The 12,040-nt window shown below is 69.6% G+C and carries 10 protein-coding genes and 1 pseudogene; 7 read left to right on the top strand and 4 right to left on the bottom strand.

What is annotated here, in order from left to right:
• The 6 genes and pseudogenes from ACFWRT_RS37310 to ACFWRT_RS37285 all read left to right on the top strand — a co-directional run.
• Nucleotides 1-1,032 (top strand): annotated as a pseudogene (locus ACFWRT_RS37310) (DUF2637 domain-containing protein); the annotation flags it as partial.
• Nucleotides 1,033-1,471: 439 nt separating this feature from the next.
• Complete coding sequence (locus tag ACFWRT_RS37305) at nucleotides 1,472-2,734, top strand: ATP-grasp domain-containing protein (protein ID WP_380956019.1); 1,263 nt, start codon at nucleotides 1,472-1,474, stop codon at nucleotides 2,732-2,734.
• Nucleotides 2,731-3,882 (top strand): hypothetical protein, encoded by a 1,152-nt coding sequence (locus ACFWRT_RS37300; protein WP_380956018.1) that lies wholly within the window; start codon nucleotides 2,731-2,733, stop codon nucleotides 3,880-3,882. The genes ACFWRT_RS37305 and ACFWRT_RS37300 overlap by 4 nt, the downstream gene beginning before the upstream one ends.
• On the top strand, nucleotides 3,879-5,393 hold the full coding sequence (locus ACFWRT_RS37295) for a tetratricopeptide repeat protein (RefSeq protein ID WP_380956016.1): 1,515 nt from the start codon (nucleotides 3,879-3,881) through the stop codon (nucleotides 5,391-5,393). Before ACFWRT_RS37300 ends, ACFWRT_RS37295 begins: the two co-directional genes overlap by 4 nt.
• Nucleotides 5,390-6,502 (top strand): class I SAM-dependent methyltransferase, encoded by a 1,113-nt coding sequence (locus ACFWRT_RS37290; RefSeq protein WP_380956015.1) that lies wholly within the window; start codon nucleotides 5,390-5,392, stop codon nucleotides 6,500-6,502. Before ACFWRT_RS37295 ends, ACFWRT_RS37290 begins: the two co-directional genes overlap by 4 nt.
• Nucleotides 6,503-6,623: 121 nt before the next feature.
• Nucleotides 6,624-6,812 (top strand): DUF1737 domain-containing protein, encoded by a 189-nt coding sequence (locus ACFWRT_RS37285; protein ID WP_380956021.1) that lies wholly within the window; start codon nucleotides 6,624-6,626, stop codon nucleotides 6,810-6,812.
• Nucleotides 6,813-6,893: 81 nt separating this feature from the next.
• Here the strand turns inward: ACFWRT_RS37285 and lysS are convergent, their stop codons facing one another.
• Nucleotides 6,894-8,660, bottom strand: coding sequence for a lysine--tRNA ligase (gene lysS, locus ACFWRT_RS37280; RefSeq protein ID WP_380956013.1), 1,767 nt, complete (start codon nucleotides 8,658-8,660; stop codon nucleotides 6,894-6,896).
• A 177-nt stretch (nucleotides 8,661-8,837) separates the two neighbouring features.
• Here lysS and argS point away from each other — a divergent pair, with 177 nt between their 5' ends.
• A complete protein-coding gene (argS, locus tag ACFWRT_RS37275; RefSeq protein WP_380956011.1) occupies nucleotides 8,838-10,610 on the top strand; it encodes an arginine--tRNA ligase in 1,773 nt (590 codons plus the stop codon).
• Between the two features lie 92 nt (nucleotides 10,611-10,702).
• On the opposite strand, the gene ACFWRT_RS37270 is transcribed toward argS, so the two are convergent.
• The 3 genes from ACFWRT_RS37270 to ACFWRT_RS37260 all read right to left on the bottom strand — a co-directional run.
• Nucleotides 10,703-11,059, bottom strand: a complete 357-nt coding sequence (locus ACFWRT_RS37270; protein WP_380955645.1) for an antibiotic biosynthesis monooxygenase family protein — start codon at nucleotides 11,057-11,059, stop codon at nucleotides 10,703-10,705.
• 120 nt (nucleotides 11,060-11,179) lie between these two features.
• Complete coding sequence (locus ACFWRT_RS37265; protein WP_380955644.1) at nucleotides 11,180-11,620, bottom strand: hypothetical protein; 441 nt, start codon at nucleotides 11,618-11,620, stop codon at nucleotides 11,180-11,182.
• A 76-nt stretch (nucleotides 11,621-11,696) separates the two neighbouring features.
• A partial coding sequence (locus ACFWRT_RS37260; RefSeq protein WP_381121438.1) for a phospholipase D-like domain-containing protein occupies nucleotides 11,697-12,040 on the bottom strand: 344 nt, incomplete at its 5' end.

The raw sequence follows: 12,040 nt of genomic DNA, 5'->3' as shown, positions 1-12,040 counted from the left end.
GGCCGCAACTGGCGCCGTAAGGCGCCGGTCGAGGCGATGATGCCGCTGCGGCTGGCGAAGTACGGCGTCCCGCTCGCCGAGACCGCCCCGGCCGGGCTCGCCGCCGCCGGTATCGAGCCGGCCCTGCTGCCGCCCGCCCCGAAGGCCGAACTGCCGTACGAGCCCCGGCGGGAGCAGGACCGGGCGCAGGACCAGGAGCACGAGCAGGACCGGGCGCAGGACCAGGAGCAGGAGCAGGACCGGGCGCAGGGCCAGAAGCAGAGCCAGGAGCACGGGCACGAGCTGGGGCGCGAGCAGCAGGCGCCGCAGCAGGAGCAGGCCCAGCAGCACCCGCAACAGCAGCAGCCACAGCCTCAGCCGATGTCGCTCCAGAAGCAGGGTCCCCAGCAGGGGCCCCAGCAGCAGGCGCTGGAGACCCCGCAGGTCCCGCCCACCCACGACAGCCCCTGGTTCGCCGCCCAGAAGCTGCCGGAGGGCTCGCACGCGAGCGCGTACGACCCGCAGCAGGCCGAGGGCCTGGACCCCACGCCCGCCGCCGTCCCGCTGGGCCCCGGCCGCACCCGCCCGCTCGGCAACGTCGGCACGATCGGCGCGGTCCCGCATCCGCGCCGCGAAGAGCCCCAGGAGACGCCGGAGCCCGTACAGCAGGCGCAGCCGGTCCAGCAGGCGGCGCAGCCGGTCCAGCAGGCGGCGCAGCCGGTCCAGCAGGCGCAGCCCGTACCGCAGGCGGCGCAGCCCGTACCGCAGGCCGCCGATGAGGAGCCGCCCGCCGTGCCCGCGCCCGGCCCCGAGGACGCGTCGCAGGTGGAGGAGTGGTCCCAGGAGGACAACGACTTCGCCGACCGCGCGTACGAGGAGTTCAGCGCGTACACGGACGAGGTGGGCCAGTACCCGAACATCGAGACCCTCGACATCCACCTGTCCGACCGGCGCGATGTGCACCACCCGCGCTCGACCGAGCTGCTCCAGGACCTGATGCCGCAGTTCAGGAACCTCTACATGAAGCGCGCGACGGCCGACCAGAGCGCCTGAGCCGTCCCGTACCGACGAAAAGGGCCGCCGCCCGGGAGAAGTTCCCGGGCGGCGGCCCTTTTCGTGGACGATCGCGTTCCGCGTATCGGCCGGGTAAATTCTTTTTGACATTCCCATTACCCACCCTCGCAGAGGCCCCCACACCCCCGTACGGCCCGGCCCACCTGCGGAGATACCGTCGAGCCCTCCTCACCGATTATTTCAGGCCAATTTCCGAAACTAATACCTTGCCATCGAACCGGTCCCCCGCTACGGTTTAACGGCAGAACTGGGGATCCGCGCAAGCGCATTCATCGCGAGGCCCAGTGATTGCACGGGGGAATTGCACGGGGGAATCACACGGACTCATGGCTCCATTCGCGACCCGGGTGTGCACCCGGGCAACGCCCGGGCCAGGAAAACACACGCGGGGGAAGCCTTGAAAAATCAGGGTGCATTCATGCAGCCATCAGATTACGTTCTGCTGCTCGGAGCCGACCAGTATCTTCGCGAACGGGTGTTCTCCGGGGCGAAGCAGGCCACCGACCTGCCCGTCTGGGCGGCCACGGAAGATGCCGCACGCAAGCGGAACCGCACATTCGATCACGTGATCGAGGCAGACCCCAAGAACGCCGAGGCTCTGCTGGAGGCCATCCGCGCGCACTCCGTCCAGGGCCGGCACCCCCGGATCGTCGTGCCGCTCAACGACTGGACGGTGGATTCGGCGAACGCCGTGAACCGCGCCCTGGGACTGGGCGGACTGGACGCCACGGCGGTGACCAACGCCCGCAACAAGTACGCCATGAAGCAGGCGCTCCTGGCAGCCGGTGTCCGAACTCCCCGGTGCCGACTGGTCGAGTCGGAGCAGGAGTTGTCGGACGCCGTCGCGGACATCGGACTGCCCGTGGTCATCAAGCCGTACGACTTCGGCGGCAGCGGCGGAGTGGTCCTGGCCACCACACACGAGGAGGCGGTCGCCGGCCTCGCCGAGTCGAAGGCCGTCGTCGCCGAGCACGGATCGTCGTTCAACATCCGCGGGGACAAGTATCTCGTCGAGCAGTTCGTCGACTCCGACGACGAGGTCTCCGTCGAGGTGCTCTGCGGTGCCGGCCGCGCGGAGGTCCTCGCGGTGACGGAGAAGTACCTCTCCCCCCGCCCCTGGTTCGCCGAGATGGCGCACCTGGTGCCGAGCCACCGGACCGGGGACCCCACCCTCACCGACCTCGCCGTCCGGTCCTGCACCGCGCTGGGCATCGACCGGGGCCTCGCCCACGTCGAGATCAAGTTCGGCGCCGACGGCACGGCCTGGGTGATCGAGGTGGCCGCCCGGCCGGGAGGTGACGGGATCATGGACCAGGTGGAGCGGGCCTACTCGCTCAACCCCTACTGGCTGCACATCGGCTCGTACCTCGGGGCCGACCTCCTCGACGTCGCCGCCCACGCGGTGCCCGCCAGGACCTCGGCGATCGCGTTCCTCAAGGCCGCGCCCGGACGGATCGAGGACGTCCTCGACGGAAAGCCGCTGCCGCCCGAGGTGCGCAGCTTCAGCATCAGCGCCAAGCGGGGCGACCGCTCGGAGGCCGCCAAGAACTGGAGCGCCAGGGAAGGCATCGTCGAGCTCGAATGGGACGAACTGTTCACCGAGAAGACCGCACTGCCGGTGACCACGGCCAGGGAACTGTCCGAACAGACCTTCGTGACCGGTGGGCTGGTCGAGGAGTGAAGCAGTACACGCTGTACTCCGGTCTCTACCGGTTCTTCAACGGCGTGGTGCTTCTGCTCCTGAACTGGCACATCGCCTCCGCTGACGGAGGCGGCTACGGCGCACTCGCCGTCTCGACCACGCTCTCCTTCGTCCCGGCCGTCTTCGTTCCGCTGCTGGTCCGCTTCTGTCCGATCGCCGGCGGGGCCAGGATGACCGCCGCGGGACTCGCCGGTGTCTCCCTGACCCTGCTCCTGATCGCGGCCGGCTACTCCGACGTGCGCCTGGTCATCGCCCTCAACTTCGTCCTGTGGGTGTTCTTCTTCTTCCTCGAATCCAGCTGGGAGGTGTGGTTCAACGACGAGGCGTCGGGGCTCGACGGGGTCGTTCTGCGCAAACAGAGCTCCCTGACCATGACGGTGAATCAGGTCGCGCTCATGGTGGGCCCGCTGTTCGCCCCGCTGCTCACGCAGGCGATGCGGGCCGAATGGGTGCTGGCCGCCTGTGCCGCCCTGTTCGCGGCCGTCGCGATCCTGAGTCTGGGATCGCACCGCGGCGCGGCCGCCACGGAGCGGGCGGAGCAGGAGACCGGGCCGAGGGGCACGGGCAGCCCCCGGATCCTCTACCTCCTGGCCTTCGTGCTCGTCTGGCCCATCCTGGGGACCTTCAACTTCATGCTGCCCCTGCAGGTCCTCGCCAACGGCGGAAGCATGTTCACCGTCGGTGTCCTGGACATGTTCCTCGGCATCGGAATGGCGGTCGCGGGAGCGCTCCTGCACCGCTTCGCCCGGAGCGGGGAAGTGCGCTGGGTCCTGGCGGGAGCCGCCGTCGCCGTGGTCGCGGCGATAGGCGTCTGGAGCCTCGCCCCGACGTTCGGGGCGCCGCAGATGGCCGCCGTGTTCGCCCTCGGGTGCGCCTTCGGTGCCATGCGGGTGCTCCTTCGCTCCGAAGCGGCATCGCACTTCTCGCCACAGCAGGTCGGCGCTCTCGTGGCGAACGCCAACGCCTGCTCGCTCATCCTGCTGGCCGCGGTCCTGGCGGGCGGACGGTACGTCTCCTCCGAGATCTGGCTGGCCCCGTTCGCCCTGACGCTGCTGCTGGTCACCGCGTTCCACACCATTCGCAAGGCCCAGAACAGCCGACTCGTACCGACGGAGGTGTCCGAATGAGAGTGCTCAACGATTCCCGTGGAGTTCCCCAACTGGTCGCCGGGCCGACGGACATGGATCTCGTCGAGAGCTCGATCGTGCAGCTCGTCTCGATGAAACTGGACCACGAGCGATGTCGTAGCTCCGTTCAGCCCATGTCCGCACCCCCTGCGCCCACGTCCGCACCCCCCACACCCCCGCTCGCACCCCCTGCGCCCCCGCCTGCAGCACCCGCAGCACTCGCAGCACTCGCAGCACCCGCAGCACCCGCAGCACCCGTGGCACTCCAGCTCATCCTCGCCGTGGACCTCCTCTGTTCCATGGAGCGCCCGGCGGCCGTGCAGGCCGCCGCGATCTGTGCCTCCCTCAGGGAGCGCGAACCGGCCGAGGCCCGCACCGGAGCGGTGCTCTCCGCCCTCGATGCCTGGACCACCGGTGATCTGCTCACCGCCCGGAACGGCTTCCAGAGCGTCGTCGACACGTATCCCGGGGATGCCGTGTCGGTCTATGCCGTGCACATGCTGGACTTCTACGCCGGCGACGCCCCCCACATGCTGGCGTCGATAGCGCAGGCCATCGACGCCTTCGCCGCCGACGACCCGGTCATCGGCTACCTCCACGGCCTGCACGGGTTCGCCCTTGAGGAGAACGGCCTGACCGGGCCTGCGCTCGAACGCTGCCTGGCCGCCCTGGAGCTGGACCCGGACGACATCTACGCGATGCACGCGGTCGTGCACTGCCTGTACGAGACGGGCGGCCACGAGGAGGGGGCCCGCTACGTCCTGGAGTACATGCGCGGCCGGGACGGATCGACCCCCATGCGCATCCACATCTGGTGGCACTACGCGCTGTTCGAGCTCTACGCGGAGAACATCCGGGAAGCCCTGGCGTGCTACCGCTTCGGCATCCGCAGGAAGACGTCGCTGCGGTCGGCCGAGGACCTGGACGCCGTCACGCTGCTGTGGCGCATCGCCCTCGTCGAACCGTCGCTCGACCTGTCCCCCTACTGGCGGTCGCTCTTCCAGGACTGGAAGCCCTATCTGGGCGAGAACTGGTACCTCTTCAACGACTTCCACGCGTACATCACGTACTGCCAGGTCGGGGAGTACGGCCGCGCCGACTCCCTCATGCAGGCGGTCCAGGCGCGTGGCAAGGAGGTGCCCGAGGAGATCATCGACGTGTTCCTCGGGTTCCGGTCCTTCACGACCGGCGACTACGCCGACGCCACGGTCCGCCTGACCAGGTCCTTCCACCGGGCGTTCCCCATGGGCGGCAGCAACGCCCAGCGCGACATCGTCGAGCACACGGGGATGGAGGCCGCACTCCGCTCCCGGAACTACGAGGCCGCACAGCGCATTCGCGACACCGGCCGCCTCTTCCGGCACCCGAGCCCCGTGGTGCGGACGTACGAGGACCGCCTGGCGGCTCTGCGTACGTCCGTCACCACCCCGCCTGCGTCCGTCACCGCTCCACCTGCGTACGGCAACGCGGCGCGCACATCCGAGAACATCAAACAGGGGGTACTGAAATGAGCCTTTACCAGGCGATACTCAAGGAAACCATGCCCGAGGGCACGGAGCTGAAGAACCTCGGCCTCGCCGACCGGACCACCGTATGGCAGCTGGACGGCTCAGCCGGTTTCGCCGTCAAGGTGACCCGGGGACGGGCCGCCGTCTTCCTCTGCGAGAAGGCCGCCGCGCTGACCCCGGACGTGCTCAAGGAGTGTTGCGCGCCCTTCGGGGTCGGTGAAGCCATCGAGTGCGACGCGTCCCAGTACCTTCTGGCCATCGGGCTCCTCGACGACACCGAGCTCGTGGCGATGAGCGCGGCACAGGACGTCACGGCCTCGCCCGTGGAGTACTCACCCACCGCCGACGACGTACGGAGCATCGTCGGCGGGATCGGCGACTACTACTTCGGCTACGAGGACCGCTACCGGACCGTGTACGAGAACGGGGCCCGGCTCTGGGAGTCGGCGGAGCCGAACGCCTCGCTCCTGCAGATGATGAAGGAACGCCCGGACGTCTTCTCCGCCCGGATCATCGATCTGGGATGCGGCGAGGGCCGCGACTCCCTCTACCTGCTGTCGCAGGGGCACGACGTCGTGTCGGTCGATGTGTCGCACACGGCTCTCTCCCGCGCACGGGAGCTGGCGGCCGCAGCGGACCTGGACCCCTCGGGGTTCGTCGAGCGCGACATCATCTATCTGCGCGGCTTCGACGAGAACAGCTTCGACCTGGCCATGAACATGGGCTGCCTCCACATGCTCGTCGACGAGGAGCAGCGGGCACGCCACATCTCCCGCGTCTTCGACATCCTCCGTCCGGGCGGCCACTTCATCGTGGACCACTGCGCGAGCGAGTGGGGGAAGGGCTTCTTCTCCGTCCCCGACTACGCCGAGGTCGCCGGCGACTTCGTTCCCGGCCGGGAGATCCCCCGGAGGGTCCGGGTCGCCGAGGGCGAGAAGACCATCGGCCTGGAGGTGCTCCCCTTCTCCGAGCGGTCCGGTGACGCCCTGGTCGAGGAGATCAGCGGGCACGGCTTCGAGCCGGTGAGCAGTACGCACACCAGCACCGAGGCCTTCGGGTCCTCCACGATGCTGCTGTTCCGGAAACCGGAGAGCGGGCAGCACCCCTCCTGAGGCGGCGGGGTGGCAGGGTGGCGAGGTAGCAGGGTGGCGAGGTAGCGGGGTGGCGGGCTCGGGCTTCCCCGGGTTGAGATCCTCAGTTGAGATCCTCTTCCCCATGACCACACCACCCGACATGACCACACCACCCGACGGACTGCCCGTCTACCGCGTCCTGTCCGGCCCGGACGACATCTCTTTCTGCCGACGTGTGAGCGAGGCCCTGGGGCTCGGCTACGAGCTGCACGAGGGCCCCGCCGCCACCTTCGACGGTGAGCGCGTCATCCTCGTCCAGGCACTGGTCTGGCGGGCAGCGCGACAGTAGGGGACGCCCGGCGCACACCCGTGCACGGCGAAGGGCCGCCACCCGGAATCCCGGGCGGCGGCCCTTCTCGTACGTACGACGCTACGCGCCCAGCAGCCTCCGCACCCGCTCCGCCCCCACCGCGAGCAGCAGCGTGGGCAGCCGCGGCCCCGTGTCGCGGCTGACGAGGAGGCGGTACAGCAGAGCGAAGAAGGACCGCTGCGCGGCCTTCAGCTCGGGCGTCGGCTTGGCGTCCGGCTCCAGCCCCGCCAGCACCTTCGGCACGCCGTAGACGAGCGTGGTGAGCCCGTCCAGCGACCAGTGCGTGTCCAGCCCCTCCAACAGGAGGCGCAGCGACTCGCGGCCCTGGTCGTCGAGGGAGCCGAGCAGCTCCTTGTCGGCCTCGTCGCGGACGATGGTGCGGGCCTCGGCCGGGACCTGGGTGGTGATCCAGTTCTCGGCCCGGTCCAGGCGCGGGCGCGCCTCGTCCAGCGAGGTCAGCGGGTTCTCCGGGTCCAGCTCGCTGAGGATGCGCAGGGTCTGGTCCTCGGCACCGGCGGTGATGTCGGCGACCGAGGCGAGCGTCCGGTACGGGAGCGGGCGCGGGGTGCTCGGGAGCTCCCCGGCCGCCGTACGGACCGCACGGGAGTACGCGGCGGCGTCGGCGGGCAGCACCGTGCCGTCGGCGACCTTGCGGCCCAGCGAGTCCCACTCGTCGTACAGCCGCTGGATCTCCTGGTCGAAGGCGATCTTGAAGGACTGGTTGGGCTTGCGGCGGGCGTAGAGCCAGCGCAGCAGTGGCGCCTCCATGATCTCCAGCGCGTCGGCCGGGGTGGGGACCCCGCCCTTGCTGCTGGACATCTTGGCCATGCCGGAGATGCCCACGAAGGCGTACATGGGCCCGATGGGCTGCACGCCGTCGAAGACCTCGCGGACGATCTGGCCGCCGACGACGAAGGAGGAGCCGGGCGAGGAGTGGTCGACGCCGCTGGGCTCGAAGATCACACCCTCGTACGCCCAGCGCATCGGCCAGTCGACCTTCCAGACCAGCTTGCCGCGGTTGAACTCGTTGAGCCGGACCGTCTCGGCGAAGCCGCACGCCGAGCAGGTGTAGTTCAGCTCGGTGGTGTCGTCGTCGTAGGAGGTGACGACGGTGAGGTCCTTCTCGCAGTTGCCGCAGTACGGCTTGTACGGGAAGTAGCCGGCGCTGTTGCCGCTGCCGTCGTCCTCGTCGGCGGCGCCGGAGCCCTCGGCGGCCTCCAGTTCGGCCTCGTCGACCTTCTTCTGCTGCTGCGGCTTCTTACCGCCCTTGCCCTGAGCCGCCGCCGGGTCCTTCTTCGTCCGGTAGCGGTCCAGTACGGCGTCGATGCCGGCGCGGTGCTTCATCGCGTGCAGGACCTGCTCGCGGTAGGTCCCGGCCGTGTACTGCTCCGTCTGGCTGATCCCGTCGTACTCGACGCCCAGCTCGTCCAGGGCCGCCGTCATGGCGGCCTTGAAGTGCTCGGCCCAGTTCGCGTACGCGGAGCCGGCCGGTGCGGGCACCGAGGTCAGCGGCTTGCCGATGTGCTCGGCCCAGGACGCGTCCACGCCCGGGACGCCGTTCGGGACCTTGCGGTAGCGGTCGTAGTCGTCCCAGGAGATCAGGTGGCGCACGGTGTACCCGCGGCGGCGGATCTCGTCGGCGACCAGGTGCGGGGTCATGACCTCGCGGAGGTTGCCGAGGTGGATCGGGCCGGACGGGGAGAGCCCGGAGGCGACGACGACCGGTTTGCCAGGCGCACGACGCTCCGATTCGGCGATGACATCGTCCGCGAAGCGGGAGACCCAGTCGGTCTCGGTGCTGGTCTGACTCTCGGCCACGGTCGGCACGTCCTTCTCTCGTCTGTCGGTCCCAGTGGGTTACCGACCATTCTCCCAGCTACCACCCGTAGCGCGAAAACGGCTTTACGCCCCGTGGGATACTCGTGAGAACCCTTGGTATTCCAAGGAAACCCTTGGTCATCCAAGGGAGACCCCCTGTACCCCCTACGGAAACGGCAGCCGGACATGGCCTCGGTCCCTTCCCTCGCTTCCACGCTCCAGCAGCAGCTCGCGGACGCCCTGACGGCAGCTCTGCCGGATGCCGGCACCGCGGACCCGCTGCTGCGCCGAAGCGACCGGGCCGACTTCCAGGCCAACGGCATCCTGGCGCTCGCCAAGAAGCTCAAGGGCAACCCGCGGGAGCTGGCGGGCCAGGTCACCGCCGCACTCCCGGCCGGTGAGCTGATCAAGGACATCGAGGTCTCCGGGCCCGGCTTCCTCAACATCACCCTCACCGACAAGGCGATCGTCGAGACGCTGGCCGCCCGGGCCGCCGACACCGAGGGCCGCCTCGGCGTGCCGGTGGACGCGGCGGCCGGGACGACGGTCATCGACTACGCCCAGCCGAACGTGGCCAAGGAGATGCACGTCGGCCACCTGCGGTCGGCGGTCATCGGCGACGCGATGGTCAAGATCCTGGAGTTCACCGGCGAGAGCGTGGTCCGGCGCCACCACATCGGCGACTGGGGCACCCAGTTCGGCATGCTCATCCAGTATCTGATCGAGCACCCGGGCGCCCTGAAGCACGAGGGTGACGCGGCGGACGGCGAGGCGGCGATGTCGACGCTGAACCGCGTCTACAAGGCGTCGCGTGCACTGTTCGACTCCGACGAGGACTTCAAGGCGCGCTCGCGGGACCGGGTGGTGGCCCTCCAGGCCGGGGACCCCGAGACGCTGGAGCTGTGGCAGGGCTTCGTCGACGAGTCGAAGATCTATTTCCACTCCGTCTTCGACAAGCTCGACATGGAGGTCCGCGACCCCGACATCGTCGGTGAGTCCGGCTACAACGACATGCTGGAGGAGACCTGCCGGATCCTGGAGGAGACGGGTGTCGCCGTCCGCTCCGAGGGTGCGCTCTGCGTCTTCTTCGACGACGTCAAGGGCCCGGACGGCAACAAGGTCCCGCTCATCGTGAAGAAGACCAACGGCGGTTACGGCTACGCGGCGACCGACCTCTCCGCGATCCGGAACCGGGTCCAGGACCTCAAGGCCGACACCCTGCTGTACGTGGTCGACGCCCGGCAGTCGCTGCACTTCAAGATGGTCTTCGAGACGGCCCGCCGGGCCGGCTGGCTGAACGAGGACGTCAAGGCCGTGCAGCTCGCCTTCGGCACGGTCCTCGGCAAGGACGGCAAGCCGTTCAAGACCCGTGAGGGCGAGACGGTCCGGCTGGAGGACCTCCTCGACGAGGCGGTCGAGCGGGCCACGGCGGTCGTGCGGGAGAAGGCCGAGAAGGTGGGCCTGTCCGAGGACGAGATCGTGGAGAACGGCCGGTACGTCGGCGTCGGCGCCGTGAAGTACGCGGACCTGTCGACCTCCGCCGTGCGGGACTACAAGTTCGACCTGGACCAGATGGTGTCGCTGCACGGCGACACGTCGGTGTACCTCCAGTACGCGTACGCGCGGATCCGGTCGATCCTGCGCAAGGCGGGCGACGCGGTCCCGGCCGCCCACCCGGAGCTGGCGCTGGCCCCGGCGGAGCGCGCGCTCGGCCTGCACCTGGACCAGTTCGGCGAGGTGCTGGGCGAGGTCGCGTCCGGCTACGAGCCGCACAAGCTGGCCGCGTACCTCTACCAGTTGGCGTCGCACCTCACCACGTTCTACGACCAGTGCCAGGTGCTCAGCCCGGACAACGCGCCCGAGGTCGTCGAGAACCGGCTCTTCCTGGTCGAGCTGACCGCCCGGACCCTGCATCAGGGGATGGCGCTGCTGGGCATCCGGACGCCCGAGCGGCTCTGACCGTCTCTGCTGTACGTACGCGATCGGCCCCGGCACCTGTGGGAACAGGTGCCGGGGCCGATCGCGTACGGGAGGCCCCAGGGCAGGAGCCCTCAGGGCGCGGTGAGCTCCACGACGACGTCGTAGACCGCCGGGTTCGGTGTGACCGGCTGCCGGGTCTCCTGGCGCGCCGCCCGGGTGCGGGAGGAGAACTCGGGGTCGGCGGTGGCGGCCTCCCACGCCTCCTGGCTCTCCCAGTGGGACACGTTGACGAGCTGGAAGCGGGAGTCCGCCGAGCGGGCCCGGTGCATCCGGGAGTCGATGAAGCCGGGCTTGTCCCGCATGAGACGGGCCCGCTCCTCCCACTTCGCGACGAACGCGTCGAGTTCGTCGGCGGCTATCTCGAAGACGTTGATGAAGGTGACGGAGGTTTCCGGGGCGGTGGCGGCTAAACCGTTGTCTGTGGTCATGCCGCAACCTTAGGAGTCGCCCGACCGGCTACCCCGCCCGACCGGGGCCGACCCCGCCCGACCGCGGCCGACCGGGGCCGATCACGTACCTACGACATCGCCGATCACGTACCTACGGCATCACTGCGGCCGCCCCAGCGCCCACCCCGACACGTCCGCGAGCCGTCCGCGCCACAGCGGCAGCGAGACCGCGCTCATGGCGCCGCCGAGCAGCGTCACGTCCCGCAGGTGGATCCAGCGCGGCAGCCCGGCCGTCAGCGCGTCCTGCTCCTGGCCGTGCAGCTCCCGTACGCCCTGGTCGACGGTCTCGGGGAACTCGGCCAGCAGGTTGGCGCCCTCGCCCTCGACCTGGCGCAGGCTCCTGGCCCACTCGGCCTTCCACTGCTCGTGGCCGATGACGTCACCGTGCAGCAGACCGCCGGGGTGGGTCAGGGTGAGCGGCAGGCTGGAGCGCGGGTCCTCGTCCAGGAGCTGGATGAGGAGCTGGAGCTGGAGGTCGGGCAGGGGCTCGGTGATCACCGCGGCTGCCGGTGCCGGCGAGGTGTCGGCTGAGACGCTCATGGGCCTACCCTTCACAAGACGGACGCTGCTCTCCCCACCTGCCCGGTCAGCCCCCGCCCACACCCCGCCGCCCGGCTCAGAGGTAGCGGCGGATGGGTACGACGGCCGCTTCCCGCACCCGCTGGACGACATCGCGCCGCTTCCACCGGCCCCGCTCGATCAGCACGCTCTTCTCGCGGTCCTCGTCGAAGTGGGCGTCGAGCGCGTCGGTGAAGTCGCAGTCCATGACCGCGAGCATGACCTCCTCGTCGTGGTCGAGGGAGCGCCGGTTGAAGTTGGTGGAGCCGATGAGGGCGGCGATCCGGTCGATGGTGACGGTCTTGGTGTGCATCATCGTCGGCTGGTACTGGTAGATCTTCACCCCGCACGCCGTCAGCTCCTCGTAGTGGCGCTGTCCGGCGAGCTGGCAGACCCGCTTGT

The sequence above is a fragment of the Streptomyces cyaneofuscatus genome, assembly GCF_042718795.1.
Lineage (GTDB): Bacteria > Actinomycetota > Actinomycetes > Streptomycetales > Streptomycetaceae > Streptomyces > Streptomyces cyaneofuscatus_A.
This window is presented reverse-complemented; position numbering and strand designations above follow the sequence as displayed.

Excerpts from the sequence above, each read along its gene's own strand:
- ACFWRT_RS37305 (WP_380956019.1), top strand. The coding sequence starts at position 1,472 with ATGCAGCCATCAGATTACGTTCTGCTGCTCGGAGCCGACCAGTATCTT.
- ACFWRT_RS37265 (WP_380955644.1), bottom strand. The coding sequence starts at position 11,620 with ATGAGCGTCTCAGCCGACACCTCGCCGGCACCGGCAGCCGCGGTGATC.
- ACFWRT_RS37290 (WP_380956015.1), top strand. The coding sequence starts at position 5,390 with ATGAGCCTTTACCAGGCGATACTCAAGGAAACCATGCCCGAGGGCACG.
- ACFWRT_RS37295 (WP_380956016.1), top strand. The coding sequence starts at position 3,879 with ATGAGAGTGCTCAACGATTCCCGTGGAGTTCCCCAACTGGTCGCCGGG.
- ACFWRT_RS37270 (WP_380955645.1), bottom strand. The coding sequence starts at position 11,059 with ATGACCACAGACAACGGTTTAGCCGCCACCGCCCCGGAAACCTCCGTC.
- argS (WP_380956011.1), top strand. The coding sequence starts at position 8,838 with ATGGCCTCGGTCCCTTCCCTCGCTTCCACGCTCCAGCAGCAGCTCGCG.
- ACFWRT_RS37285 (WP_380956021.1), top strand. The coding sequence starts at position 6,624 with ATGACCACACCACCCGACGGACTGCCCGTCTACCGCGTCCTGTCCGGC.